Origin of the sequence: Streptomyces sp. NPDC101110 (assembly GCF_044759525.1) — a bacterium.
GTDB lineage: Bacteria > Actinomycetota > Actinomycetes > Streptomycetales > Streptomycetaceae > Streptomyces.
In genome coordinates this window covers 76863-103726 of the sequence record NZ_JBIVZM010000002.1, presented here as the reverse complement: position 1 = coordinate 103726, position 26864 = coordinate 76863, and the positions used below count along the sequence as shown (strand labels likewise).

The window sequence follows — 26864 nt, the reverse complement described above, 5'->3', positions numbered from 1 at the left end:
CAGCGGTCACACCGCCTCCGCCACGCCCGTGAGCAGCACCATCCCCGAATCGCCGTAGTCCGGCAGGGTCGGGTCCATGTCGATGTGGGTCACGTCCAGGTCCCGGGTCAGCGGGGCGAAGACCTCCGTGACGGTGGTCGGGTTCACCGGGCAGCCCGGCCAGCGGGAGGCAGGCCCGATCCGGTAGGTCGGCATGTTCTCCATGAACGCGGCGACCAGGTGGCCGCCCGGCCGGGCCGTGCGGACGAAGGTGCGGCAGAAGTCCGCGAACTCGGCGAAGTCCTCGGTGACGCTCTCGGCGACGAAGTGCATGGAGGCCAGTCCGTAGGTGCCCGGGGGCAGGGACCGGACATCGGCGTGGACGACGTTCACCGGGGCCAGCGCCCCCGCCAGCGTCGGGGGCACCGAGGGGTTGAGGCTTCGGCACAGTGCGTGGAAGGGCAGCCAGCTCGCGTCGAGACGGTGGCAGATCTGGTCCTCGAGATAGGCGACATTGCTCGTCCCGGCCTCCACGGCGTCGATCCTGCGGCAGGCGGCCGAGGCGAGCATCAGCGGATACAGGTTCGGGCCCGCCCCGAACTCCACCGACCGGGCGATTCCGCCGGGCGGGAGTCCCCGGTAGAACGCCGAGTGGTGTGCGATGACCGCCGCGTCCGACGCGTGCACCTCGCGGTAGTTCTCCGCGAGGTAGTCGGCGACCGGCCAGCGGTCCCAGTCCACGTCGTCGTTGTGCGTCGTCATGGCCGTCTAGCCCTTCAGCCGCAGCGGGAAACGTTCCGACAACCGGGTCATCGTCGCGTTCAGATGGTCGATGTCCTCGTCGGAGTTGAGGGCGGTGAGCTGGACCCGGAAGCCCACCCGGTCCCGCGGGACCAGCGGGTAGGCGGCCAGGGTCACGTAGACGCCCTCCTCCCACAGGAAGGCCGCGACCGCGTCCAGGTCCGCGGGGTTCGCCAGCGGCACCTCCACGATCGGCAACCGGTCCGAGTTCAGACTGTGCACCCCCAAGCCCTCCAGGTGGTCGAGCACCCGGACCGTCTTGCGGTACAGATCGGCGCGGATCACGTCGCCCCTGCGGTCGTTGACGTCCAGCCCGGCCAGGGCCGTGGCCAGCGACGCCGTCGGCGACGGACCCGAGTACAGATAGGGCGCCGCCGCGGTCTTCAGCCGGTTCTTCAGCTCCGGCGGCAGCGCGAGGAACGCCAGGAGGGACGAGTACGCCTTGGAGAAGCCGCCCACGAGCACGATCCCGTCGTACGACTCCCCGGTGTGCCGCACCACGCAGTTGCCGCGCATGCCGTAGGGGCACGCCTCGTCCGGCCCGCGCTCACCGATCACGCCGAAGCCGTGCGCGTCGTCGACGTACAGCGTCGCTCCCTGCGAGCGGCACACCGCCGCCAGGGCCGGCAGGTCGGGGATGTTGCCGCTCATGCTGTTGACGCCGTCCAGGCACACCAGCCGCGGCGTGCCCGGTGGCACACCGGCCAGCAGGGCCTGCAGTTCGTCGAGCCGCTCGGCGTGGAAACGGTGCAGGGTGGCGCCCTGGGCCCGGGCCACCACGCAGCCGTCGTAGACCGTGCGGTGCGCGGTCGCCTCCACGAACACGTGCCCGTCCTCGGCGAGGGCGGGAATCACCGAGGAGTGGACCAGTGTCAGCGTCGGCAGCAGCAGCGTGTCCGGCGCACCCAGCAGCGCGGCGAGCCGCTCCTCGATGTCGGGGTACAGCCGCGGACTGCCCAGCAGGCGCGACCAGCTGGGGTGGGTGCCCCAGCGGCGCACGGCGGGTTCGACGGCCCCCATGACCTCCGGGTCCCAGTCGAAGCCCAGGTAGTTGCACGACGCGAAGTCGATCAGCCAGTGGTCGCCGCTGCGGATGTGCCGCCCGCGCACCTCGTCCAGGACCGCGTCGCTCATCGGGCTGGTGCGCCGCAGATGCTCCAGATCCGCCCAGCGTGCCTCCCGGCGTCCCCGGGCGGCGTCGATCCGGGGCCGCCGCGCCGGCGGCGACGCGAACGGACGGGCGCTCGGCTCCCGCAGCACCCGCGCGCTCTGCTCCACGGTCATCGGCCGGGCGAACAGGTACCCCTGCCCGAACCGGCATCCCATCCCGGCCAGCAGATCCCGCTGGGCCGCGTCCTCGATGCCCTCCGCGATGACCTGGAGACCCAGGGTGTCGGCGATCCTCACGATGCCCTCGACCAGGGCGACCTGCTGGGCGTCACGCACGATGTCGTCGATGAACGACTTGTCGATCTTCAACACGTCGATGGGGAAGTCCCGCAGGTAGCGCAACGAGGAGAAGCCGGTGCCGAAGTCGTCGACGGCGATGTGCACCCCGAGTTCCTTGAGCGTGTTCAGCACCGTCTGAAGGCGGTCGTCGCGTTGCAGCAGCACCGTCTCGGTCAGCTCCAGCTGCAGCGAGCCCGGCTCCAGCCCCGGTGTGCTCAGCGCCTCACCGACCTGCTCGATGAACCCGGCGTCGCGGAACTGACGGGCGGAGACGTTCACGCTGACGTACGGCGGCCGGGCTGGCCCGGGCAGGCGTTGCAGGTCCACGATGTCGCTGACCGCGTTCTCCAGCACCCATGCGCCGAGCGGGGAGATGTGCCCGGTCTCCTCGGCCAGCCTGATGAACTGGTCCGGCATGACGGGCGGCCGTTGCTCGTGCGGCCAGCGGACCAGCGCCTCGAACCCCACCACCTCGCCCGCCGCGATGTCCACGACGGGCTGGTAGCGCAGCGCGAACGCCTTGTCGGCGACCGCCCGGGCCAGCTGGGACTGCAGATCGTGGCGTTCCACCATGCGGCTGCGCAGCAGCGGCTTGAACCGGCGCCACTGCCGCTTGCCCGCCGCCTTCGCCGCGTACAGCGCGAGGTCGGCATGGCCGAGCAGCTCCTCTGCGTCCGTGCTGTCGCGCGCGGTGGCCACACCCACGCTCGCGGACACCGTCACCGACTCGTCGGCCAGGTCGAAGGGCCGGCTCAGCGTCTGGATCACCTGGGCGGCGAGCAGTTCTGCGTCCAGAGGCTGCTTGGCGTCCTCCATCAGCACGGCGAATTCGTCACCGCCGAGCCGGGCCGCGGTGTCGGTGCGCCGCAGCGTCCGGGACAGCCGGTTGCCGACGGCGACCAGCAGATGGTCGCCGACGCCGTGCCCCATCGTGTCGTTGACCAGTTTGAAGTCGTCGAGGTCGATGAAGAGCAGACAGGTCAGGGACGACTCGCGGCGCCCGCGCAGCAGGGCGCGTTCGATTCGCTCCAGCAGCAGGGTCCGGTTGGGCAGACCGGTCAGCGAGTCGTGGAAGGCCCGCTGCGTCAGCTCCTGTTCGAGCCGCCGCTGCTCGGTCACGTCCCGCAGGGTCACCACCAGACCGGACACGGTGCGCTCGTCGCGGAAGTCGCTGCACCGGACCTCCACCTCGACGCGCCCGTCCCGGCGCCGCACCCACCAGTGGTCGTGCCCCGACCACTGCCCCCGCTCCCGTACGGCGGTCAGTCCCCGCGCGGCCCGGTCCTGGTCGCCCGGATCCACCAGTTGCGGCAGCGGCACCCCCACGAGGTCGTCGGTGCCGAACACGGACCGCGCCGAGGGGCTGGCGTACCGGATGGTGTCGTCGTCCTCCAGGATCAGGATCACGTCGGAGGCGTTGCGGACGAGGGTGCGGAAGTACGCCTCGTTCTCCCGCCGGACGACTTCCTGCCGCAGTGCGACCCGCTCCATGGCCAGACCCGCGTGGGAGGCGAGGATCTCCAGGGAGCTCCGGGTCTCGTTCAGCTGCCGCTCGGGGGCGGCGACCAGCAGGACGCCCGGCACGGCCCCGGCGGGACGGTCCGGCTGCGTCATGGGGCAGGCCAGGACGGACGGCAGGCCGTTCAGGCCGGTGCAGATGTCGGGGTCGAGGGCGGCCGGGCTCACCAGCCGGGTCTCGCGGGCGCCCAGCTCCGCCGCGCGCTCCCGCGGCAGCAGCATGGTCCGGTGCGGTACGTCCGGCCCCATCAGCCGGTCGACCGCCGCTCGGCAGGACAGGTCCACCTCCTCCTGCCGGAAGGCGGAGACCAGCGAAGCGGCGGCCGTCCGCAGGGCGAGCTCCCTGCGGACCGCGTGGCGATGTGCGACGACCATCCCCGCCAGCCGCAGGATCACCAGGAGGAACAGCACGCCGGAGAAGGCCGCGATCACGGCGGCGTCCCGCGTCTGGCCGCTCAGCGCCTCCCAGAGCAGGATCCCCGGGGCGATGAGCGTGGCCACGGCGAGCATGACCAGCCGGCGTGGCGGCGGCAGCAGGGATTCCCGCCGGGGCACGGAGGCCGTCAGCTCGACCATGGACGGATGCAGCGCCGCCAGTCCCCAGGCGGTGTAGAAGGCGACCCAGCCGAGGTCCAGGAAGCTGCCGGTCTCCCACACATCGTTCAGCTGAAGGATCCCGTAGGCGATGTCGGTGACGAGCAGGGTCACGGTGCCGGCGACCAGCAGGCGTACGGCGCGATTGGAACCGTTGACCGGGCTAGGGGTGAGCAGCCGGACCAGCAGGGCCAGAACGAGGATGTCGCCGAGGGGGTAGGCGATGCTGATGGCCCGCTGCTGCCAGGTCAGGCCCTGGACCTCGGTCAGCGGCTGCACCAGGTAGACCCACACGGGCAGCGCGAGGCCGGCGGTGACGATCAGCGCGTCGAGCAGGCTCGGCACGTCGCGGCCGACCCACCGGTGCCGCACCAGCCCCGACAGGCCGAGCGCGATGAGCGGGTACATGGCCAGGTAGCAGGCGTCGGCCGGGGACGGGAACGGGTTGGAGGCCCCCAGATACTGCTCCATCACGAAGTAGTACGTGTCGCCCGCGACGAAGACCAGCAGGCCGGCCGCCAGGACCCACCAGGGCCACGGGTGGGCGGGCCGGTGGAGGCGGGTGCCGATCAGGACGGCGGCGACCCCGGCAAGCCCCATCACGGCCCACATCACGGGGACCATCACCGGCACGGTCATGTACACAACGGTGACAGCCGTGACCAGCGCGACGTAGACGGCCATGAGCCGACGTGCCGGCAATGAGGACATGTGCCTCCCCCCGTCGGGGAGACCGGCGCGTACGCCTGGTCTTACGCCTGGTCCAACTGAAAACGATCGTAGGTTCGTCCGAGCGGCCCTGCATCTCGGGCGGGTGCCCGTCCCGGCCGTGCCGGGCCTCAGCCACGCCCTTGGTGGAGCCGGATGTGCAACTCGCGGACCTGGCCGACGAGTTCCGGATCCGGACCGTCCGTCATCACGTCAGGTGCCACCTCGCGCACGAGCAGTGGCCGCACCGGCGGTGCGGCACACCCGATTCCGCCGGCCATGAGCCGAAAACCATCCGGCCGAGGCCGACCCGGGCCTGCGCGACCGCACCGTAAAACCCGTTGCCGGGCCGGCCCGGTGCCTGCTGAGGTGGGTGCGTGGATCATGCCGAGCTGCTCGCACTCTTCGACCGTGACCTGCGTGCGGGAGCGCGCCCGGACGGTCCCGGCGCCCGTGTCGAGCGGACCGGCGGTGTCGTCCGCCAGGTCGCCTCCGCGCAGGACTGGAACGGCATTCTGTGGTCCGGTCTCGACGAGGCCGGTGCGGATGCGGCGATCGCCGCGCAGATCGGCCACTACTCGGGGCTCGGTCTCGACTTCGAGTGGAAGCTCTACGGGCACGACCGGCCGGCGGACCTCGGGCGGCGGCTGCGCGCGGCCGGGTTCACGCCGGAGCCCGCGGAGACGCTGATGATCGGCGAGGTCGCCGCGGTCGCCCTCGACGCCGAACCACCCGAAGGCGTGCGCGTCGAGCCGGTCACCGGCCCGGCGGGCGTCGACCTCGTGGCCCGCGTCCACGAGGACGCGTTCGGCGCGGACAGCTCCTGGCTGCGCCATCAGCTCCTCGCCCGGCTGGCGGCGGACCCGGACACCGTCGTCGCCGTCGTGGCGATGGCCGGCGACGAGCCGGTGAGCGCGGCCCGCATGGAACTCGTTCCCGGCACGCCCTTCGCCGGCCTCTGGGGCGGCGGCACCGTACGGGGCTGGCGCGGCCGGGGCATCTACCGCTCCCTGGTGTCCCACCGTGCCCGGGCCGCCGGGGCTCGCGGCTACCGCTACCTCCAGGTCGACGCCTCCGACCAGAGCCGGCCGATCCTGGAACGGATCGGCTTCCTGCCGCTGACGACCACGACGCCGTACCTGTACACGTCCTAGCCGCACATGCGTGGCGGACGCGCGGGGACGTCACGCAGCCGGCCGTCCGTTGCACGGGCCGTCATGACGACGAACGGCAAGAGCCGGAGCATCCTCCCCGCCGGGGGAGCGGCGTGCTCGGCGGGCACCTCACCCGTGCCCGCAGCGGGACGGGCCCCGAGGTCATCGGGGGCGTGGCGCAGCGCTTCCCGGGCGCGGCACCAGGAGGGGGGTACGAGCGCGGCACCAGGAGGCGGGCACGAACGGGCCGGTCCAGGGGGGCGGACCGGCCTTGGGCTCCTCTCCGGTGTCCGCTACGGCCTGGGCGTGGCCTTCGCCGCCGTGCCGGCGCACACGAGCCCCAGGATCACGGCCAGTGCACCGATGACGATGTTGTTCCACACGACACCGGCGTCCGGGCTTTCGCCGACGACCCACGGCGAGATGATCATCCAGACGCCCAGGGCGCACATGGCCCAGCTCAGGCCGTACATGCGCTCGGGAGCGCGGGTGAACCCGAGCGCCAGCAGGCCGATCGCGATGCCCATGATCAGGTTGTGGGTCACGAGGGCGGGCTGGCTGGTCGTGTAGTGGACTATCCACGGGGAGGCGGCGCAGTACAGACCGAGCAGGAACACCGGTCCGTCCACGAGCGCCACATCGCGGCCGCCGAGCATGCGGGCGTACCGGTCACGCATCTCGGAGGCGTCGGGGTGGGTGGTGATGTCACCTCTGGTGGGCGAGACGTTGGCCATGACTCGTCTCCTTCGTGGTGCAGGGCGACCGCTTCTGGAGGGGTGTGCGGTAATCGCCGCGTACGTGTCATTCTGCTCTTATTTCCCCTTTATGTGTAGAGGTCGACGGGGCGTGCGGAATCCGTCCCGCGGTACATGTCCGGGCGGATCGGGGGCATCCGGATGTGTACGACAGCGACCGGCGACGTCGCCCCCCGGGCGACGAGGAGCAGGGAGGGCAGCGGACGTGACCACGGCCATCGGCGCGAAGGTGTTGGAGCGGTTCCCGGCGGGGTCTCCTCGCGGATCGTGGCCCGCTGAGGAGTACGCGGCACGCCGCCGTGCCGAGGGTGAGCCGGCCACCGTCGTGATGGACCTGGAGTCGGACGCCTTCCTCGTGGTCGTTCCCGCGGACGACCACTGAGACCGCCGCCGTTCGCCAGGCAGCAAACGCGCCCGCTCGGATCGTGCAGAACCGGGCGGGCGTGCACGGCACTTCCGGGGTGCCGTTCCTGAACGGCCGGTCCGGGATACGAGATGAGCCGCGCATTCCTTGACGGTCCACGACCGCCACTGCCACGATCCATGGCATGACCATGCGACTGGACCTCACGCGGCGACGCCACGTCGACCTCGCACGCGTCTCCAGCGCATCCTGTCGCGCCGCAGCCTGAGTCTCCCGGCTCGCCGCTTCTCCTCACCGCCGTATCCGTCGTCGGCCGGCCCGTGTCGTACCGACGGCTCATCCCGGGCGGTGCGTTCCCCTCCTGACCCGCCATCCCGGGCACACCCGCGGGACCCGACGTCCCGGACGCGGCGGTGCCCCGCGCCCTCGCGCCTTCTCCCGGAAATGAGCGCCCCATGGCCACCGTCCTGTCCGTCTCCGGCAGCCCCTCCGCCTCCTCCCGCACCAGCCGCCTGCTCCGCCACCTGGACCGGCGGCTGGTGGCCCAGGGTCACGACGTGATCCCGCTCGACGTGCGCACCATCCCCGCCGAGGCCCTGCTGGGCGCGGACTTCCGCCACCCCGCCATCGTCGAGGCCACCGAGCTGTTCGCCCGGGCCGACGGCGTCGTCGTCGGCACACCCGTCTACAAGGCGTCCTACTCCGGTGTCCTGAAGGCCCTGCTGGACCTGCTCCCGCAGTACGCACTCGCCGGCAAGACCGTGCTGCCGCTCGCCACGGGCGGCAGCGTCGCCCACGTCCTGGCCATCGACTACGCGCTGCGCCCGGTCCTCAACTCCATGGGCGCGGCCCACGTCGTGCAGGGCTGGTTCACCCTCGACAAGGACCTCACCGCCCACGACGACGGCTCGCTGACCGTCGCGCCCGACGCCATCGAGGCGCTGGGCCAGGTGGTCGACCAGTTCTCCGCGGCGCTCGGCCGCACCCCGCTGCTGGCCGCCGCGAGCTGACCGGCCCGCCGCCGCGCCCCCTTCGTGCCGGTCGCGAGCCGGCGCCGCGGGGGTGCGGCTGCCGGCTCGCGACCGGCCACCGCACCGTCCGAAGATCAACCCTGGAGCCGGGCGCGGGCGTCCTGGTCACCGAGAGGCAGCACCGCCCCTCGGTGACCAGGAGGCACAGACCCATGAAGCAGCGCTTCGCACGCACCGTTCCGCTCACCCTGACCCTGGCGCTGTGCGCCGGAACGGCGGCAGTCGCCCCGGCGGCGCAGGCAGCGGATCACCCGCACGGCCACGAGGCCACCCGGACCGCGTTACGCGCACTGGTCGAGCAGGGCGGCCTCCCCGGAGCGGCGGCCAAGGCACGTGACAGCGAGGGGACTTGGTTCGGCCGGGCCGGCTTCGCGGACACCGGCACCGGACGAGAGCGGTCGGCCGGCGATCACTTCCGCGGCGCCAGCATCACCAAGACGTTCGTCGCCACCGTCCTGCTCCAACTGGAGGCGGAGGGCAGACTGGACCTGGACGACACGGTCGAGCGATGGCTGCCCGGCCTGCTGCACGGCAACGGCTACGACGGCACCAAGGTCACACTGCGCCAGCTCCTCAACCACACCAGCGGCATCGCCAACCACACCGACGACCCCGTCCTCAGCCACGACAGCGCCGGGCCCGGCTTCCCCGAGCACCGGTACGACACCCACACGCCCGGGGAACTCGTGGCGATCGCCCTGCGGCGCGCACCGCAGCCCGGCCCGGAGCGCGAACCGGCCTACTCCAACACCAACTTCGTCATCGCGGGCATGGTCATCGAGAAGGCCACCGGCCACGGTTACGCCCAGGAGATCACCCGCCGCATCCTCCGGCCGCTGAAGCTGCGCGGGACGTCGTTCCCCGGCACGGCGCCCCACATGCCGAAGCCCCACCCCGTCGGCTACTCCCGGCTCCACCAGGACGCCCCCGACGCCGAGATCCACGACGCCACCGAACAGAACATGACCTGGCTGGGCGCGGCCGGCGACGTCATCTCCACCAGTGGAGACCTGAACCGATTCCAACGCGCCCTGGTGAAGGGCAAGTTGCTGCCCCAGCGGCAGTTGAAGAAGATGTTCGACGAGGTCCCGGCCGGTCACGGCACCGGGTACGGGCTCGGGGTCGAGTTCGCACAGCTCTCCTGCGGAGTGAAGGTGGTGGGCAAGAGCGGCCGTACGAACGGCTCCCTGTCGGCGATGGCCGGCACTCTGGACGGCGAGCACCAGCTCACCTTCAACATCAACGGAGACTGGCTGGCGGACTCCTCCCTCTACACCGACGTCCTCGAGGCGGAGTTCTGCGGGAGGATCCCGCCCCGTAAGGACCGGGCGTCCACCGTGCCCCGTCTCGGCTAGCCGGACGCCAGCGAGCCGAGGTGCGTCCTGCGCGCCTCGGCCGTCTGGCCCTGCACCAGCAGGAACATCCCCTCGCGCGCCAGCCGCTGCGCCGGGCTGTCCAGGTCCATGGACCGGCCGCCCCCGGCCACGATCGCCGCGGTCGTGGCCGCGCGCAGAAGGCCGTGGGCACGGGTCTTCACGGCCAGGCGTTCCGGGACGGAGTCCGCGGGGGCGGGCCGGTCGGCCAGGGCGTAGGCCTCGCGGCGGACCTCGTCGAGCCGGACCCGCAGCGAGCGGGCCGTCTCCTCGCCGTCCGGGGCCCGCGCCACCAGGTCCAGCGCCGCGTACGCCACCCCGAACACGGCCGGACCGGTGTTGGCGGCCCGGGCGAGGTCGACCAGGGCGAACTCCTGCTGCGGGGTGCGCAGCACGACGGACTCGTCCGGCACCCACAGGCCGTCCAGCTCCAGGGACACCGTGCGGGCGGCGCTCAGGGCCGCCAGCCGCATCGGCGCCGACGGCGTCAGCCCCGGCTGTTCGCGCGCCTCGACGCACACGAACACCACCTCGGCCGTGTCGGTCACCCCGGCCAGCAGCATCACGTCGTTCAGACCCCAGCCCGTGTACCAGGGCACCCTCCCGTCGAACTGCCAGCCGCCCTGCCGGGGAACGGCCCGCACCGGCACCCGGGGGAAGGCGCGGACATGGGCGAAGGCGATGCCGGCCATCAGCTCTCCGGCCGCCAGCGGACGCAGCAGCTTCTCCCGGACCGGCGAGTCGTATGTGGCGAGCAGCTTCACCGGTGTGTGGTGCTGTGTCTGCACGAACCATGTGGAGCAGCACGCCCCGGCCAGGATCTCCGCGGTCTCCCGGGCCACGGCCACGGGCGCGTCCGCCCCGCCGTACTCCCGGGGAGCCACCACGCCGAGCAGCCCGGCCCGCTTCACCGCCTCGACATGGCTCGCCGGCACCCCTTCCTGGTCGACGCGTTCGGCCTGCGGGACGAGGAGATCGTGGGCCAGTCGCCGGGCGTGGGTGACGAGGGGGTGGGGTGTGGTGGTCATGGGGGAATTCTCACGGTCGGGCGCCGCGTGGCGGGGATCCGGGGGTGTGTCGGCCGGTTCCTCGCCGTCAGGGGCGCACGCGTGTGCGCGCCCCGCGGGGAATGACGGGCCGTCAACCAGCGCGGATGCGACAGGTCCATACCTGACTGGTCTACACCCTTGACTGGTACAGACCAAAGCGGTTGAGTGTGCCTCCACAGCCCCCCACCACGGCCGCCCCCACGCCGTGACCGGACCACCGGTGCGTGCGATCGAGGGCCTGCTCCACCCTGCCCTCGTCAGGGTGCGGCCGTGCTCCGCGAAGGAGTTGAACCCGTGTCGAGACGCCGTATCTCCGCAGCCCTGGCCACCCTCGTCCTCGCCGGCGCCGCGCCGGTGCTCCTGCCCGCCGCGGACGCCTCGGCCGCCGCCTGCTCCAGCTATCCGAACTGGACGGCCGGGAAGTCGTACAACGCCGGCGACATCGTCCGCTACACCGACGGCAAGGCGTACATCGCCGAGCACGCCAACCCGGGCTACGACCCGGTCATCAGCACCTGGTACTGGGAGCCGTACGCCTGCGACAGCGGTCCGGGCACGCCCAACGCGCGCTTCGTGGTGAGCGAGGCGCAGTTCAACCAGATGTTCCCGAACCGGAATTCGTTCTACAGCTACAGCGGCCTGACCGCGGCCCTGAACGCCTACCCCGGCTTCGCCAACACCGGCGGCGACACGGTGAAGAAGCAGGAGGCCGCCGCCTTCCTCGCCAACGTCAGCCACGAGACGGGCGGTCTGGTGCACGTGGTGGAGCAGAACACCGCCAACTACCCGCACTACTGCGACTGGGGGCAGCCCTACGGCTGTCCGGCCGGACAGGCCGCCTACTACGGGCGCGGTCCCATCCAGCTGAGCTGGAACTTCAACTACAAGGCCGCGGGCGACGCGCTCGGCATCGACCTGCTGAACAACCCCTGGCTGGTGCAGAACGACTCGGCCGTCGCCTGGAAGACGGCCCTGTGGTACTGGAACACCCAGACGGGCCCCGGCAGTATGACTCCGCACAACGCCATGGTGAACGGCGCCGGATTCGGCCAGACGATCCGCAGCATCAACGGCTCCCTGGAGTGCGACGGCAAGAACCCGGCGCAGGTGCAGAGCCGAGTGAACAACTACCAGCGGTTCACACAGATCCTCGGGACGTCACCCGGAGGCAACCTGTACTGCTGACGCGGGACCGTGCGGCGTGGTGTCATGCGGGATGTCATGAACCTGACGGTTGACCGAAGGGCACCCTCATGCGCCTACGCACCCCCCACGCCCTGCTCGCCACGACCGCGGCACTGGCCGCCGCGGTCGTGGCACCCCAGCCCGCTGCCGCTGCCGCTCCGGCTCCGGGCGCGTACTACGTCCAGAGCGCCACCACCGGCCTCAACGCGGCCGACACCGGCGGGGCGGTCGAGCAGCACAGACCCCGCGGCAACGAGGACCGCCAGCAGTGGCGGCTGACGCCGAGCGGTTCCTCGTACCTCCTGGAGAACACCGACGCGCCCGGCAGGTGCCTCGGCCGCAGCGGGGACCAGGCCGCGACCGTCGACTGCACGAGCGGCGACGCCGGATGGGAGATCGACCCGATCGGCGCCGACCGCTACACGCTCAAGGCCCCGGGAACCACCCGCCACCTCACGGTCGCCCCCAAGCCGCCCGGCGCCACTTACCCCGCCCGGCTCGCCCTCGGCGGATCCGGCGACCTCGCCGCCTGGTACCTCACCCCGGTCACGCCCGCCACCCAGCCCATGCCGCCGCAGGACCGGCGCACCCTGGACCAGGTCACGTTCCTCACCACGCACAACGCCTACGCCAACGGCGTCGACGGCGGCTTCGCCCCGCCCTTCGTCAACCTCGTGCCCAATCAGACCCGCGGCATCGAACGCCAACTCGCAGACGGTGTGCGGGGATTCATGCTCGACATCCACCAGACGCCGGACGGCGCGATCCTCTGCCACAACAGCTGCACCCTCGTCAGCAGGCCCGTGGCCCTCTGGGTCGACCTCCAGCGCATGGTCGACTTCCTGAAGGCCCACCCCGACCAGTTCGTCACCGTCTTCCTGGAGGACTACGTCGATCCGGCCGTCCTGCGTGCCGAACTCGCCCGCGTCAACGGCCTGTCGGACGTGCTCTACCGACCTGATCTCGCCGGCGTGCGGCAGAGCGGCTGGCCGACGATGACGGAGCTGGCCGCCGCCGGAGACCGGCTGCTGATCTTCACCGACCACAGCCGCTCCGCCGACCAGGCCGCGGGCCTGACCCGGGACAGCTTCGGGGTCATGTACCAGCCCGAGTGGACCGTCGAGAACTACTGGTCGATGGGCTCTGGCCTCGGCACCTCCGACTGGTCCTGCTACAGCCGCTGGTACGGGGCCGACACCAACATCCCGCTGACCCGCACCGAACCGGGATTCCGCCCGCTGTTCGTCATGAACCACTTCCGCGACGTCCCGCTCACCGGCACCGCCGGTACGGACAACACCAAACTGGCCGACCGCGCCCAGAGGTTCTGCCAGCCGGCCGCCCGCAAGAAGCCCAACTTCCTCGCCGTGGACCACTACGACCGCGGCAACCCGGCCTCCGCCGTCACCACCCTCAACTCGTACACGTATCCGTAAACCGGCTTCGCCGGCCCGCGTGCCGTGTGTGAGACTCCGCCGATGAGCTCACAGACGATCACCGCGGCCGCCGCGGGCACCTGGAAACTCGGCGACCTGCCCGTCCACCGCCTAGGCTTCGGCGCGATGCGGCTGACGGGCAGCGCCGCCTTCCACCACGGCACCCCGAGCGACCGCGACCGCTCGATCGGCGTCCTGCGCAAGGCGATCGACCTCGGCGTCGACCACATCGACACGGCGGCCTTCTACTTCTCGTCCCTGCGCTCCGCCAACGAACTCATCAACAGCGCCCTCGCGCCCTACCCCGACGACCTGGTCATCGTCACCAAGGTGGGCCCCTACCGGGCCTACGACGGCGCGTGGGCCACCTCGGCCCGTCCCGAGGACCTGCGCGGCCACGTGGAGGAGAACCTGCGCCAGCTCGGGCGCGACCACCTGGACGTGGTCAACCTGCGCCGCATGCCCGCGTGGGAATCCATCACCGAGCACTTCGGCGCGCTCGCGGAGCTGCGCGAGGCCGGCCTGATCCGCCACCTCGGCGTCTCCAACGTCACGGCCCGCCATCTCGCCGAGGCCCAGGCCATAGCCCCCGTGGTCTGCGTCCAGAACCGGTACGCCCTCGACCGCCCCGACCCCGACGCCGACGAAGTGCTGCGCCGCTGCGGTGAACAGGGCATCGCCTTCGTGCCGTTCTACGCCGTCGCGGGCGAGGCCGGTGAGCAGGGCGCCGTCACCGCCCACGGCGAGGACGTCCTCGCCGTGGCCCGGGACCATGGCGCGAGCCCCGCCCAGATCCGCATCGCCTGGACCCTGCACCAAGGTCCCCACGTCCTCGCCATACCGGGGACTGGCGACCCCGGCCACCTCGCGGAGAACGTGGCAGCGGGCGCGATCCGCCTCACCGACGAGGAACTGAACCGGCTCGGCAGGGCGCACCACAAGGCCCGCTGACAGGCGTCTACACGGCCCGGACGCCCTCCCGGATGAGATGCCGGCGCGGCAGTTCCCGCACTCCGCACCATGCCTGCACCGGGAGCGGCCGCACGTGGAAGAACGCGTACGACGCAGGGTCCTCGCGCGGATCCCGACCGGTCTTCACACGGAAGGCCCCGGCCGCCGCCGACGGCACGTCCGGCGTCGGGTGGGTTCGCACCTCACCGTCGACGAGCACGACGTCCCGGGTGTCCCCGAGGGCCGGCCGGGCCCGCCCGCCGTCCCGCAGATTGCGGCCGGCGGGATTGGTCAGCCGGGTGCACAGCCACACGGCCTCGTCGTGCCACACGAACCACAGCGGGACCAGACACGGCACCCCTTCGGCATCCGCCGTCGCGACCCAGATGTCCATCTCCCGCCCCAGCCGCCCCCGTAGGTCCGCCTTGCGCTGCTCGGGGTGCGGGGCGGCTCAGTGATCTCCATGCGGGGACGCCGGCGGCCGGAGGGGCCGGGACACCTCCGGCCACAGCCCTAAGCCCGTGCCTGGGTCGTGTCCGCAAAGACCCGCCTGCCGCGCGACGCCTGGCACGCCCTCTCGCCGCACCGGGCGAAGCCCCGAGTACGTCCCGTACGAGGGTCTCCGCCCGGCACGCCGAGAGCACGCACCAGACGCCGCGCGGCCCAACCTCCGGGCGGACGACGGGACTTCGCGGACACGACCTAGGACCTCCGGTCGAGGTACTGCGCCACGCCCTCCCCGAGCGACCAGTCCGCCGACTCGTTCTCCGTCAGGACGACGAACACGTTGCGCGGCTCCGTGCCCGCGTACGCGTGGGCCAGCTCGGCGATCCTTCGGTAGAGCGCCTTCTTCTGCGCGGGCGTGCGGCCTGAGCGCAGTGTGATCGCGACGTAGGCGATGCCGTCGTCGCGGGGCACGCCGAGGTAGTCGTCGTGACGCAGGGTTCCGCTCGTGCCGTTGTGGTCCGTCAGCACCTGGAACCGGTCGTCGGGCGGGATGCCGATGGTTTCCGTCAGGGCGTCGTGCACGGCCCGGCCGAGTGCGGCGAGGCGCTCGGGACCGGCCCGGAGCGTGTCGATGCGAACGAAGGGCATGGGACCTCCGGGAGTCGTCGACGGTCAATGTACATACTAGTAGTTACAGGTACTTGGCCGCAGTCGGCCGGGTAGTTGCCATCGGCCGGGTTTTACGTATAACCTCACCGGTCAACCGCCCGCCCCGAGAGGCTCTGATGAGACGTATCGCCCTGGTCACCCTCGTCGTCGACGACTACGACGAGGCGATCCGCTTCTACACCGACGCCCTCGGATTCCGGCTCGCCGAGGACACCCCCCGGCCCGACGGCTCCCGCTGGGTCGTCGTCGAACCCGGCACTCCGGGGGTCGGCACCGGTCTGCTGCTGGCGCGGGCCAAGGGGGAGGCCCAGGCCGCCCGGGTCGGGAGCCAGACGGGCGGACGGGTCGGGTTCTTCCTGTACACCGAGGACTTCGCCGGCGATCACGCACGGATGACAGCCGCCGGTGTGACCTTCCTGGAGGACCCGCGGCACGAGCCGTACGGCACCGTCGCCGTCTTCGAGGACCTGTACGGAAACCGCTGGGACCTGCTCCAGCCCGCCGGCTGACCCCTTCACCGCCGCTTCGCGACCCCGGCTCGAACCACCGCTCGAACCGCCCGCCCGAGGAAAGACCCGCCATGACTGCTACGCGCGTAGACACCGATCTGATCCGCCGCCTCCCCAAGGCCGTGCTGCACGACCACCTCGACGGCGGCCTGCGCCCCGCCACCGTGGTGGAGCTCGCCGAGGCGGTCGGCCACACCCTGCCCACCACCGACCCGGACGAGCTCGCCGCCTGGTACTACGAGGCCGCCAACTCCGGCGACCTGGTGCGCTACATAGCCACCTTCGAGCACACCCTCGCCGTGATGCAGACCCGCGAAGGCCTGCTGCGCACGGCCGAGGAGTACGTGCTCGACCTGGCCGCCGACGGGGTCGTGTACGGCGAGGTGCGCTACGCCCCCGAGCTGAACACCAACGGCGAACTGACCATGGCCGAGGTCGTGGAGACGGTCCAGGAGGGCCTCGCGGCGGGCATGGCGAAGGCGGCTGCCGCGGGCACCCCGGTGCGGGTCGGCACCCTGCTGTGCGGGATGCGGATGTTCGACCGCGTGCGCGAGGCGGCCGACCTGGCCGTGGCGTTCCGCGACGCCGGGGTCGTCGGCTTCGACATCGCCGGCGCCGAGGACGGCTTCCCGCCCGCCGACCACCTGGCGGCCTTCGAGAACCTGCGCCGCGAGAACGTGCCGTTCACCATCCACGCCGGTGAGGCGCACGGCCTGCCCAGCATCCACCAGGCCCTCCAGGTCTGCGGCGCCCAGCGCATCGGGCACGGTGTGCGCATCACCGACGACATCCCGGACCTCGCGGCCGGCAAGCTCGGCAGGCTCGCGGGCTGGGTGCGCGACCGGCGCATCGCCCTGGAGATGTGCCCGACGTCCAACCTCCAGACGGGCGCCGCCACGTCGATCGCCGAGCACCCGATCACCGCGCTCAAGGACCTCGGCTTCCGCGTCACCCTCAACACCGACAACCGCCTGGTGTCGGGCACGACGATGACCCGCGAGATGTCCCTGCTGGTCGAGCAGGCGGGCTGGACCGTGGAGGATCTGCGCACGGTCACCGTCAACGCCCTGAAGAGCGCGTTCATCCCGTTCGACGAGCGCAACGCCCTCATCCGGGACGTGGTGCTGCCCGGTTACGCCGCCGCGCTCTGAAGCAGCCCCCGCAGGTAGGCGGCCTGTCCGATGTGCTGGAGATCGTCGGACAGGACGCTGACCAGCCGCACGCCCAGGGTGACCGGCGGGTCCCAGCGCTCGTCGATGACGCGCTCCAGATCCTTGGCGGCGAGACTCCGCAGCGCACCCACGCTCTGTTCGTGCACGGCGTCGTGGTAGCCGGTGAGCAGCTCGCCGGAGTCGACCCGGACCCGTGCGACCTTGGCGGGGCTGTGGCCGTAGCCGGTGTCGCGGCGGGGGAGGTCGAGACCGAAACGCTTCTCCCAGTCCTGGGACAACCACACCTGTTCGAGGCCGAAGGCGTCGGCCATGTGGTCGTCCTGGACGCGGGTGAGGTGCCACACCAGCCAGGCGATCGAGTTGGTGTCGGGGGAGGGGCGGGCGATCAGCTCGTCCGGCCCGAGACCCCCGACGGTGGCGTGGACTTCTTCGCGGATGCGGTTGAAACCGTCGATGAGGATGTCCTTCGCATGCATAGGTCCACCATCGCGCATCGCCGGGGATCATGCGTCGGCAGTCCGTCCGGCCTCCGCCATGGGGAACGGCGGGAGCCGCCGGGACGGCTCCCGCGCCGGCCCCGAGAGGGTCAGCCGGCCTGGACACCCTCGGGGGAGGGTGCCGGGCCTCCCGCGTCCAGCAGGGTCATCAGCGCCCGGGCGGCAGGACTGGTCGCCTGCTCGGGCGGCAGCAGCGCCACCGTCTCGTACACGGTGTCCCCCGCGCCCTTCACCGGCAGGGCGGTCAGCGAGGCGCGCTTGTGCCGGAAATGGCGCGGCACCACGGCGATGCCCAGATCCTCGTCCACCAGGTCGAGAAGGCTGTGCACGTCGTTCACCTCCAGGGCGACGCTCCGGCGGACCCCCGCCGCGGCGAAGGCGGCGTCGGTGGTGCGCCTCGGTCCCCAGTCCGGATGGAAGTCGACGAAGACCTCACCGCCGAGATCCTCCGGAGTCACCGCCGCCCCGGCCGAGGCGAGCCGGTGACTCGGATGGCACAGCACCGTCATCGGCTCGCTCGTCAGCGGCACGGCACGCAGCTGGTCGGTGTCCTCCTGGGCGGTGCGCACGGCGAACGCCAGATCCAGACGCCCGGCCGCGACCTCCTCCGCGAGGGCCCCCGAGCCCGCCTGCCGCAGGCAGATCTCCACGTTTGGGTGACGCCGCCGGAACGCCGCCAGCAGCCCCGCCACATGTACCCCGGCGATGCACTGCTCCGACCCGAGCGCGAGCATCCCGCGCAGCACGCCCTGCACCGCGGCCACCGCCTCGTGGGCCGAGCGCACCTGCGCCAGGATCCGCTCCGCCTCACCGAGCAGCGCCCGTCCTGCCGGGGTGAGCGTCACCCGCCGGGTCGTGCGCACGAACAGCGGCGTCTGCAGCTCGCGCTCCAGCGCCCGGATGGACGCCGACAGGCCCGACTGGGACACCAGGAGGCGCTCCGCCGCGCGGGTGAAGTGCTGGTCCTCGGCGACCGCGACGAAGTGCTGCAAGTGGCGCAGTTCCATGACTGAGAAGCCTAACCGCTGAATTCCATCGGATTCTTCTGTTGGACGCATGGACGCAGGTCACGCCAGAGTGGACACCGGTTTCCTCCCGACCGTGCCAACACCCTGGAGTCGCGTTGTACACCGCACACCCCGACCGTTACGCGGACATGCCCTACCGGCGCACCGGACGCAGTGGTCTGAAGCTCCCCGCGCTCTCGCTCGGCCTGTGGCACAACTTCGGCCCGGACCGCCCCGTCGAGACGCAGCGAGCCATCCTCCGCCGCGCCTTCGACCTCGGCGTCACCCACTTCGACCTCGCCAACAACTACGGCCCGCCGCCCGGCGCCGCCGAGTCCGCGCTGGGCGCGTTCCTGAAGCGGGACTTCGCGCCGTACCGGGACGAGCTGGTGATCTCCACCAAGGCCGGCTACCTGATGTGGCCCGGCCCGTACGGCGAGTGGGGCTCCAGGAAGTACGTGCTGTCCTCGCTGGACCAGAGCCTGAAGCGGATGGGCCTCGACTACGTCGACATCTTCTACTCGCACCGCCCCGACCCCGACACCCCGCTCGAGGAGACGATGGGCGCCCTGCACTCGGCGGTGCAGCAGGGCAAGGCACTCTACGTAGGCGTCTCCAACTACTCCGCGGAGCAGACCCGCGAGGCCGCCCGCATCCTGGGCGAGCTGGGTACTCCGCTCCTCATCCACCAGCCGCGCTACTCGATGCTGGACCGCCGCCCCGAGGACGAGGGCCTGCTCGACGCCCTCGACGAGCTCCAGGTCGGCTCGATCGTCTTCTCCCCGCTGGAGCAGGGCGTGCTCTCCGCCCGCTACCTCGACGGCATCCCCGAGGGCTCCCGGGCCGCGAGCGACAGCCCCTTCCTGAACTCGGACGCGCTCACCGAGGACCTGGTGGGCCGGCTGCGCGACCTGAACGACATCGCGACGTCGCGCGGCCAGACCCTGGCCCAGATGGCCCTGGCCTGGGTGCTGCGCGGCGGCCGGGTCACCTCCGCGCTGGTCGGCGCGAGCAGCGCGCGGCAGATCGAGGACAGCGTCGGCGCGATCCGCAACCTCGACTTCGACGCGGACGAGCTGGCCCGGATCGACGCCGTCGTCAAGCAGTGACACCTCCGTGCCGCCCGGAGCGCCCGCCCCGGGCGGCACAGGTCAGGAGCCGAGCCGTTCCTCCAGGCGCACGGTCACCGAGTCGCCCTCCTCCTTGCCGATGGCCTTGCGGATGTCCGCCTTCACGGGCAACTTGTGCGTGCCGTCCCCCAGGGCCATGAAGGAGCTGCGGAACGGGTGCCCGTCGATCGTCCCGCGGACCTTGACCAGGCCGCGGGTGCCGAAGAACTCGACGGACCGGGGCCAGACCAGATAGGTCCAGCCGCCCTCGGCGGGGCTCTTGCGCAGGACCGCGGTGAACTCCGCGTCCAGGTCTGCCGTGGTCGCCATGACATCCTCCGGTTGGTCGGCGGTCTCTCCCTCGTACAGACCGCCGGACGCCGGAGAACTCATCGTGGGGCCGTCCTCACGCCCCGGCGGGCACCCGGTCCAGGAACCCGAGCACTGACCTGATCCGGTCCTGGCCGTCCAGGGTGATCACATCCGACCCGCGACCGGCGCGGAGCCGTCGGCGGTGCTCACCGGTTCCCACGAGAAGCGGGCGATGCCATGGTGGCCGTCGACCCCGCCGGTGAGGCGGAACCAAGGAGTCGTACCTGCTGGTCAGGGCCCGGATTTTGCTCGTTGCGGACCCGGTACGACCACGTTGCCCGCACCCGCCGGGAGCGTCGATCACCTCCGGAGTCGTGGGCCGCTGCGACCCCTCGCCGGATTTCGGCCAACGCGGGAGGTGAATATGCCAGGAGAGTGGCCGGAAAGTCGTGGTGACAGTGGTTCAGTAGTGAACATACTGACCTGCGAGAGCGCTTTTCACCTCCAGCGACGGCGCCCTCACGCACAGCACGCGAGCCGCCGGCCAAGCCAGGCCGGGCCGGCGGACGGGCAGGGCACCGGGGGAGGGCCACGTGCACGACGAGTTCCTGTGTCACGTCACGGCGTACGGGGTCTGCGACGGCCGCCGCATCGGAGTGCCCCTCGGAACCTACCGGGCACCGACCCTCGCCCTCGCGCTGTGGTGGCTGCGCGACCGCGCCTCCTGGATCGCCCAGCGCCTCGATCCCCGGCCCGATGCCGAGCACTTACCACCGGGCGCGCTCGTGCCGGTCGCCCCCACCGTGCCCGACGTGCCCGGGCTGCTGCGCGCCTGGTGCGCGGATCCCGCCCAGCAGGAGCGTGTCGCCGAGGAGTTGGCGGCCGGACGGCTGGTGCGCATCGCCACCAGTGACGACACCACCGAATACGAACTGCTCGCCGAGTCCGTCGACGCTCTGCGGATGCAGCGCACCGCCCCCTTCGTCGGCCTTTCCGTCGGCTGACCTGCACGGATGCGCCCAGGCGCAGATCAGGGCAAATCGGTAGAATCTTGACCATGGCGCAACCCTCGGTAGCACCAGAGCTCGTCCTGGAGACGGAGACGGGCACCACCGTGATGATCCCGGGCCGCGACTACCACGTGGGGCGCGACCCGTTGAGCGACATCGTCATCGACGACGACCGGGTCTCCTGGCACCACGCGGTGCTGAAGCCGGTGGACGGCCACTGGACCATCGAGGACGAGGACAGCACCAACGGCACCTATGCCGACGGCCGCCGCATCCACGCATGGAACGTCGGACCCGGCAGCGTCATCCGCTTCGGCAATCCGGCCGACGGACCCCGCATGACCCTGACCGGCCGCCCCGCCCCCGCCCCGCGCAGCGCGGAACGCCCCTCCGCCGTCTCCATGCCCGCCCACACCGGCACCTACCGGCAGCCCACGACCGTACGGCCGTTGCCCTCCCGCACCGTCCGCATCGGCCGCGCCACCGACAACGACCTGGTCATCGACGACCTCATCGTCTCCCGCCGGCACGCCGAACTGCGCGCCCTGCCCGACGGCACCTACGAGATCACCGACCTGGGCAGCCACAACGGCACCTACCTCAACGGCAGCCCCGTCACCAGCGCCGCCGTCGGCCAGGGCGACATCGTCGGCATCGGACACTCGGCGTTCTGTCTCGTCGGCGACCAGCTCCAGGAGTACGTCGACACCGGCGAGGTCTCCCTCGACGTGCAGGACCTCGCCGTCAGCGTCGACCGCGGCCGCAAGACGCTGCTGGACCACGTGTCCTTCCCGGTGGGGGAGAAGTGCCTGCTCGCCGTCGTCGGCCCGAGCGGCGCCGGCAAGTCCACGCTCCTCAACGCCCTCACCGGCCAGCGGCCCGCGAACCACGGCACCGTCCTCTACGACGGCCGTGACCTCTACCGCGACTACGCCGAGCTGCGCCAGCGCATCGGCCTGGTCCCGCAGGACGACATCCTGCACGCGCAGCTGACCGTCCGCAAAGCCCTCTCCTACGCCGCCGAACTGCGCTTCCCGCAGGACACGGCCAAGGCCGAACGGCGCGCCCGGGTCGACGAGGTCATCCGCGAACTCGGCCTGGAACAACGCGCCGACCAGCCCGTGCACAGCCTCTCCGGGGGCCAGCGCAAGCGCGTCAGCGTGGCTCTGGAGCTGCTGACGAAGCCGTCGCTGCTGTTCCTCGACGAGCCGACCTCCGGCCTCGACCCCGGCATGGACCGCTCGGTGATGCACATGCTCCGCGGCCTCGCCGATGACGGCCGGACCGTCATCGTCGTCACCCACAGCGTGCTCAGCCTGGACGTCTGCGACCGGCTCCTGGTGCTCGCCCCCGGCGGGAAGATCGCCTACTACGGGCCGCCCGAGGACGCCCTGCCCTTCTTCGGCTTCGAGGAGTGGCCGGAGGCCTTCGAGGCCTTCGACCGGGACACCGCACGCGACTGGGCGGGGGAGTACCTCGCCTCGCCCTTCCACGGGCGGTACGTGGCCGACGCCTCCGCCCAGCCCCAGCAGTCCCGGTCCGAGCCCGTTGTCATCACGGCCCCGCCCCGCCCGCGCAGCCGTGGCGCCCAACTCGGCACGCTGGTGCGCCGGTACGCCGCCGCGCTGAGCGCCGACCGCACGTTCCTGATCATCATGATCGCCCTGCCCTTCGTGATGGGCGCGATGGCCCGCGCCCTGGCGGGCGGCAAACTGACCCTCGACACGGCGATGAACGCGCTGCTCATCCTGTGCGTCGGCGCGGTGCTCACCGGGGCCGCCAACGCCGTACGGGAACTGGTCAAGGAACGCGTGATCTACCAGCGGGAACGGGCGGTGGGCCTGTCCAGATCGGCGTACCTGATGTCCAAGGTCATCGTTCTGGGCGTCATCACGGTGCTCCAGGCGGTGGTGCTGACCCTGGTCGCCCTGCTCGGGGTGGACCTCGACGCCCCGGGCGGAGAAGGCGTGCTGATGCCGCCCCTGGTGGAGATCACCGTCGCCGTCGCCCTGCTGGCGTTCACGGCGATGATGCTCGGCCTGCTCGTCTCGGCCCTGGTGCGCAAGGAAGAGGTGACGATGCCGCTGCTGGTGCTCATCGCCATCGTCCAGGTCGTGTTCTGCGGGGCCCTGCTGAAGCTGGCGGACACGCCCGGCCTGGAGCAGCTGGGCTGGCTGGTGCCGGCACGCTGGGCGCTGGCCGCGATGGCCGGCACCGTCGGGCTCGCCCGGATCGTGCCCGACGACCTGACGAAGGATCCGCTCTTCGAGCACTCGGCCGGCACGTGGCTGCTGGACATCGCGATGCTGGTCGTGCTGTCGGTGCTCTTCGGCTTCCTCGTGTCCCGGCTGCTGCGCCGGCACGAACCGGCCGTCATGCGGAAGTAGGGGGCGCCGATGACTTCCCCCGGCTTCCGGCCCACGCACGTCGTCCCGCAGCACGGGATGCCCGCCTGGGAGGCCCCCGACCCGTCCCGGCCCACCGTGGACCTCGATGCGCTGCTGCCGGTGCAGTTGCTGGAGCGGCAGGGCGACTGGGGGCACGTGCTGTGCTTCAACGGCTGGTCGGCGTGGGTCGACGGCCGCCGTCTGGTCGCCGTACCGCAGGACCCGCCCGCCGCGGACGGACCCCTCACCCGTGCGGCGGATCCGCGGCCGCTGCTGGGGCGGGCGCAGGAAGCCCTGGCGCGGTACCGCGCCGCGGTGGAGGACCTCGCGGCGGGCCTCGACCGTGAGTCGTTCCGCACCCGCACCCACGGCATGCGGATCGGCGTCGTCGTCGACGGAGAGTCCGTGTGGCTCTACGACTCCGCCCACGGGCACTGGGTGTACGCCGACGGCACCCGGATGAACACCTACGCCACGGACGAGACACCCGAAGCGGAACCGGCGTCCCCTCGAGCGGAAGCGGCGCCCCGCCCGGCGGAACCGGCTTCCCGTCGGGCCGAAGCGCCGGTGCATCCCCCCACGCGGGTGGTGCCGCCCGAGGCATCCGACCCGGCGGGGACGGCCCCGCCCGGGGCCCCCGAACCCGCGGGCGTCGCGTCCCCGGGGCCTCCGGAGCCCACACGGGTGGTGACCCCGGAAACGCCCGAGCCGAAAGGGACCGCCCCGGCCGGGCCTCCGGAGCCCACGCGCGTGGTGCCACCCGGCGCTCCCGAACCGACGCGTGTGGTGGCACCCGACGCTCCCGAGCCCACGCGGGTCGTGGCTCCGGACGTCCCCGAACCCACTCGCCTGGTCGTCCCCGGGGACCGGGAGGACACCGGGGAGAGGGAGAGCGAGGGGGAGAAGGAGCGTCCGGCCGCGGCGCCGCCCACGCGGGTCGTGGGGCACGAGCCCACCCGCGTCGTCCCGCCCGAGGGTGACGGCCGTTGAACCGCCAGACAAGCCTGTTCTCGGGACGTCCCTCCGAGCTGGTCGGGCAGCAGATCGCCGGGTACCGGATCGAGCAGGAGATCGGGCGGGGTGGCATGGCCGTCGTGTACCGGGCCCGCGACCTGCGTCTGGAGCGCACCGTGGCCCTCAAGCTCCTTGCCCCCGAACTCGCCCGCAACGACACCTTCCGCCGCCGCTTCACCCACGAGTCAAGGGCTGCCGCGGCCATCGACCATCCGCACATCGTGCCGGTGTTCGAGGCCGGCGAGACGGACGGTGTGCTGTACATCGCCATGCGGTACGTCCCCGGCAGCGACCTGCGGCACGTCCTCGACCGCGAGGGCCCGATGCCGCCCGTCACCGCCGTGCGCGTCGCCGCCCAGGTGGCCTCCGCGCTCGACGCGGCCCACGACCACGGACTGGTCCACCGGGACGTCAAGCCCGGCAACATCCTGGTGGCACGCGGCACCGACAGCGACCACCCCGAGCACGTCTACCTCACGGACTTCGGCCTGACGAAGAAGTCGCTGTCGCTGACCGGCTTCACCACGGTCGGCCAGTTCGTCGGCACGCTCGACTACGTCGCCCCCGAGCAGATCTCCGGCAAGCCGGTCGATGCCCGCTGTGACGTGTACGGCTTCGCCTGCGTCGTCTTCGAGACCCTGGCCGGTCATCCGCCCTTCCTCCGCGACGACGACATGGCCCTGCTCTGGGCGCACCAGTACGACGAGCCGCCGCCGCTGACCGAGGACCGGCCGGACCTCGACCCGCGGGTGGACGCCGTCTTCGCGCAGGCCCTCGCCAAGAGCCCCGACGACCGCTACCCGTCCTGCCTCGCCTTCGTGGCCGCACTGCGCGCCGCGACGACCGGTGGCGGGACCGAATCCCCGAGGACGCCCACGCGGGTGGACCGGCAACTGCCGGGCGCGGGGGAGGAACGGCCCAAACCACCGCCGCGCTGGGCCGAACCGGTCTTCGTGCAGCGGCGGTAGGGCACCGCGTCAGCTCTCGGTCAGCTCTCGCCGCCGGTGGGAACCTCGCCCCGCCTCCGTACGCGACGCGCCAGCAGGGCACCGGCGAACCCGGCCGCCAGCCCCCAGGGAATGGCCAGGCCCACGGCACCCCACAACTTGGGCCGCATGAAGAGATCGCCCCCGAGTCCGCCGCCGAGATCACCGATGCCGAGCACGGAGAGGCCGAAGTGTGCGGAGACGCGCCCCACGAGACAGATCGTGAACACGGTGATCCCCAGGGCGACCGCCATGTGCACGGCGTGCTGCCAGGCCCGCACCCGGGCCGGTGACCGGGCCGCCATCACGAATCCGGCGGCCAGCAGCAGCACGGCGTCGACGACCAGCAGCCACCACACCCGGCCGTCCTGCTCGGCGAGGGTCCGCAGGTTCAGCTCGGACACGTCCGGCGTGCGCAGCACCTCGTCGAGCACATGCGGCATGGGGAGCCCGAACGGCCCCTCCACCCTGCCGTTCCAGGTGGCGCCGAGCCCGATCGTCAACGCCAGCCACACGAGGTTGGGGAGGCCGAGCAGGATCACCGCGAACGTCTCCCGCGCGTGCCCCTGGGTCGCGGCGACGACCAGGGCGACGACCACGCCGATGACGACACACGCCAGCAGCAGCGCGACCATCGCGTACGCGGCCGGCCGCACCGACGCCTGGAAGCGGAGCAGTCGCGCGGGCAGCGGCGCCCCACGCGACACCAGCAGCGCCAGCACCAGCACACCGGCCAGCCAGACCAACCCGACGAACACGGACAGCGGGACGTCGGTGGTGAAACCGAGCTGCGGGGACGCGCCGAACAGGTCGCCGAGTTCGCCGAGCGCGGCGTCCCCGAGGGAGATGTCGAAGGTGTGACGGGCGGCGAGCGTCAGGCCGATCAGCGCGAGCAGCCACAGGGCCGCCACCCGGCCGGCCCAGCCGGCCAGCTCCGCCGCACCGGCGACCGCGCGGTGCCGCAGCGGCCGCAGGAACCCCCACGCGAGCGCCAGCGCCCCGGTGAGCGTGACCGACAACGGCATCACCGTCAAAGCCGCCTGCGTCTCGGCCAGGTCGCCGGCGCTTCCGGCGAGTTTCACCGCGCCGCCGACAGAGGTGACCAGGGCGGCCGCCACCACTGGGCCGAAGGATCCGTCCGGAAGATCCGCGGCCCCGGCCGCCCACAGGCCGAGCGCGGCGACCACGGCCATGGCGAGCAGCCCGCCGAGCACCGTGACGAGGGCGTGCACCCAGCCATGGGGGGCGACGGCCCGCTGGCCGGAGGTGCGTGCCTGACCGGAGGGGATGCGCGAACTCACGCTGCCACGCTAAGCAGGCCTCACCCGGGACGCCCGCCGGAGAGGTCCGTCCGCGTCGGCTTGCGGGGCGCACGGGACCGGGGCACACAATGAACAC

Annotated in this window: 25 protein-coding genes and 1 pseudogene; 15 read left to right on the top strand and 11 right to left on the bottom strand. The window is 71.9% G+C overall.

Features of this window, described 5'->3' with window-relative positions:
* Positions 1-6: 6 nt before the first annotated feature.
* Positions 7-741 carry a class I SAM-dependent methyltransferase gene (locus tag ACIQU3_RS03835; protein ID WP_403728030.1) on the bottom strand — a complete coding sequence of 245 codons (735 nt, stop codon included), beginning with the start codon at positions 739-741 and terminating at the stop codon, positions 7-9.
* A 6-nt stretch (positions 742-747) separates the two neighbouring features.
* A complete protein-coding gene (locus ACIQU3_RS03830) occupies positions 748-5025 on the bottom strand; it encodes an aminotransferase class I/II-fold pyridoxal phosphate-dependent enzyme (RefSeq protein ID WP_403728032.1) in 4278 nt (1425 codons plus the stop codon).
* A 401-nt stretch (positions 5026-5426) separates the two neighbouring features.
* Here ACIQU3_RS03830 and ACIQU3_RS03825 point away from each other — a divergent pair, with 401 nt between their 5' ends.
* A complete protein-coding gene (locus ACIQU3_RS03825) occupies positions 5427-6203 on the top strand; it encodes a GNAT family N-acetyltransferase (RefSeq protein WP_403728035.1) in 777 nt (258 codons plus the stop codon).
* A gap of 293 nt (positions 6204-6496) precedes the next feature.
* On the opposite strand, the gene ACIQU3_RS03820 is transcribed toward ACIQU3_RS03825, so the two are convergent.
* A complete protein-coding gene (locus ACIQU3_RS03820) occupies positions 6497-6937 on the bottom strand; it encodes an SPW repeat protein (protein WP_403728037.1) in 441 nt (146 codons plus the stop codon).
* Between the two features lie 226 nt (positions 6938-7163).
* On the opposite strand from ACIQU3_RS03820, the gene ACIQU3_RS03815 reads away from it, so the two are divergent.
* From ACIQU3_RS03815 to ACIQU3_RS03800, 4 genes are all read left to right on the top strand, one after another.
* Complete coding sequence (locus ACIQU3_RS03815) at positions 7164-7340, top strand: hypothetical protein (RefSeq protein ID WP_403728040.1); 177 nt, start codon at positions 7164-7166, stop codon at positions 7338-7340.
* Positions 7341-7506: 166 nt separating this feature from the next.
* A complete protein-coding gene (locus ACIQU3_RS03810) occupies positions 7507-7590 on the top strand; it encodes a putative leader peptide (RefSeq protein ID WP_350710819.1) in 84 nt (27 codons plus the stop codon).
* 187 nt (positions 7591-7777) lie between these two features.
* On the top strand, positions 7778-8332 hold the full coding sequence (gene ssuE, locus ACIQU3_RS03805; protein WP_403728042.1) for an NADPH-dependent FMN reductase: 555 nt from the start codon (positions 7778-7780) through the stop codon (positions 8330-8332).
* Between the two features lie 173 nt (positions 8333-8505).
* Positions 8506-9708, top strand: coding sequence for a serine hydrolase domain-containing protein (locus tag ACIQU3_RS03800; protein WP_403728044.1), 1203 nt, complete (start codon positions 8506-8508; stop codon positions 9706-9708).
* On the opposite strand, the gene ACIQU3_RS03795 is transcribed toward ACIQU3_RS03800, so the two are convergent.
* Positions 9705-10754, bottom strand: a complete 1050-nt coding sequence (locus ACIQU3_RS03795; protein ID WP_403923265.1) for an acyl-CoA dehydrogenase family protein — start codon at positions 10752-10754, stop codon at positions 9705-9707. The genes ACIQU3_RS03800 and ACIQU3_RS03795 overlap by 4 nt on opposite strands.
* Before the next feature lie 315 nt (positions 10755-11069).
* On the opposite strand from ACIQU3_RS03795, the gene ACIQU3_RS03790 reads away from it, so the two are divergent.
* From ACIQU3_RS03790 to ACIQU3_RS03780, 3 genes are all read left to right on the top strand, one after another.
* On the top strand, positions 11070-11960 hold the full coding sequence (locus ACIQU3_RS03790; RefSeq protein WP_403728048.1) for a glycoside hydrolase family 19 protein: 891 nt from the start codon (positions 11070-11072) through the stop codon (positions 11958-11960).
* A 68-nt stretch (positions 11961-12028) separates the two neighbouring features.
* Positions 12029-13396, top strand: a complete 1368-nt coding sequence (locus tag ACIQU3_RS03785) for a phospholipase (RefSeq protein ID WP_403728050.1) — start codon at positions 12029-12031, stop codon at positions 13394-13396.
* A 42-nt stretch (positions 13397-13438) separates the two neighbouring features.
* Complete coding sequence (locus ACIQU3_RS03780; protein ID WP_403728052.1) at positions 13439-14347, top strand: oxidoreductase; 909 nt, start codon at positions 13439-13441, stop codon at positions 14345-14347.
* 7 nt (positions 14348-14354) lie between these two features.
* Here ACIQU3_RS03780 and ACIQU3_RS03775 read toward each other — a convergent pair whose 3' ends face one another.
* Positions 14355-14741, bottom strand: a complete 387-nt coding sequence (locus ACIQU3_RS03775) for a pyridoxamine 5'-phosphate oxidase family protein (protein WP_403728056.1) — start codon at positions 14739-14741, stop codon at positions 14355-14357.
* 308 nt (positions 14742-15049) lie between these two features.
* Entirely contained in the window at positions 15050-15442 is a 393-nt protein-coding gene (locus ACIQU3_RS03770) for a tautomerase family protein (protein WP_403728059.1), read from the bottom strand.
* 137 nt (positions 15443-15579) lie between these two features.
* On the opposite strand from ACIQU3_RS03770, the gene ACIQU3_RS03765 reads away from it, so the two are divergent.
* A complete protein-coding gene (locus ACIQU3_RS03765) occupies positions 15580-15972 on the top strand; it encodes a VOC family protein (RefSeq protein WP_403728061.1) in 393 nt (130 codons plus the stop codon).
* 71 nt (positions 15973-16043) lie between these two features.
* Positions 16044-17123, top strand: coding sequence for an adenosine deaminase (locus ACIQU3_RS03760; protein WP_403728063.1), 1080 nt, complete (start codon positions 16044-16046; stop codon positions 17121-17123).
* Here the strand turns inward: ACIQU3_RS03760 and ACIQU3_RS03755 are convergent.
* Both ACIQU3_RS03755 and ACIQU3_RS03750 read right to left on the bottom strand, forming a co-directional pair.
* The gene (locus ACIQU3_RS03755) at positions 17105-17620 is read right to left on the bottom strand and encodes a DUF664 domain-containing protein (protein WP_403728066.1); all 516 of its coding nucleotides are present in this window, start codon (positions 17618-17620) and stop codon (positions 17105-17107) included. The two genes, ACIQU3_RS03760 and ACIQU3_RS03755, sit on opposite strands and share 19 nt — an antisense overlap.
* A gap of 110 nt (positions 17621-17730) precedes the next feature.
* Positions 17731-18648: a LysR substrate-binding domain-containing protein gene (locus ACIQU3_RS03750; protein ID WP_403728068.1), complete on the bottom strand. Its 918-nt coding sequence runs from the start codon at positions 18646-18648 to the stop codon at positions 17731-17733.
* A 116-nt stretch (positions 18649-18764) separates the two neighbouring features.
* Here ACIQU3_RS03750 and mgrA point away from each other — a divergent pair, with 116 nt between their 5' ends.
* A complete protein-coding gene (gene mgrA, locus ACIQU3_RS03745) occupies positions 18765-19757 on the top strand; it encodes an L-glyceraldehyde 3-phosphate reductase (RefSeq protein ID WP_403728070.1) in 993 nt (330 codons plus the stop codon).
* Between the two features lie 42 nt (positions 19758-19799).
* Here mgrA and ACIQU3_RS03740 read toward each other — a convergent pair whose 3' ends face one another.
* Entirely contained in the window at positions 19800-20087 is a 288-nt protein-coding gene (locus ACIQU3_RS03740) for a DUF1905 domain-containing protein (protein ID WP_403728285.1), read from the bottom strand.
* Between the two features lie 76 nt (positions 20088-20163).
* Positions 20164-20339, bottom strand: a pseudogene (locus ACIQU3_RS03735) (nuclear transport factor 2 family protein); the annotation flags it as partial.
* A gap of 323 nt (positions 20340-20662) precedes the next feature.
* On the opposite strand from ACIQU3_RS03735, the gene ACIQU3_RS03730 reads away from it, so the two are divergent.
* Genes ACIQU3_RS03730 through ACIQU3_RS03715 form a run of 4 tightly spaced genes read left to right on the top strand, consistent with a single transcriptional unit; the run spans position 20663 to position 25448 of the window.
* The gene (locus ACIQU3_RS03730; RefSeq protein ID WP_403728072.1) at positions 20663-21073 is read left to right on the top strand and encodes a hypothetical protein; all 411 of its coding nucleotides are present in this window, start codon (positions 20663-20665) and stop codon (positions 21071-21073) included.
* Between the two features lie 53 nt (positions 21074-21126).
* The gene (locus ACIQU3_RS03725) at positions 21127-23466 is read left to right on the top strand and encodes an FHA domain-containing protein (RefSeq protein ID WP_403923263.1); all 2340 of its coding nucleotides are present in this window, start codon (positions 21127-21129) and stop codon (positions 23464-23466) included.
* A 9-nt stretch (positions 23467-23475) separates the two neighbouring features.
* Positions 23476-24456, top strand: coding sequence for a hypothetical protein (locus tag ACIQU3_RS03720; protein ID WP_403923261.1), 981 nt, complete (start codon positions 23476-23478; stop codon positions 24454-24456).
* Positions 24453-25448, top strand: a complete 996-nt coding sequence (locus ACIQU3_RS03715) for a serine/threonine-protein kinase (RefSeq protein WP_403728078.1) — start codon at positions 24453-24455, stop codon at positions 25446-25448. The genes ACIQU3_RS03720 and ACIQU3_RS03715 overlap by 4 nt, the downstream gene beginning before the upstream one ends.
* 20 nt (positions 25449-25468) lie before the next feature.
* Here ACIQU3_RS03715 and ACIQU3_RS03710 read toward each other — a convergent pair whose 3' ends face one another.
* The gene (locus ACIQU3_RS03710; RefSeq protein ID WP_403923259.1) at positions 25469-26767 is read right to left on the bottom strand and encodes a streptophobe family protein; all 1299 of its coding nucleotides are present in this window, start codon (positions 26765-26767) and stop codon (positions 25469-25471) included.
* Positions 26768-26864 lie beyond the last annotated feature (97 nt).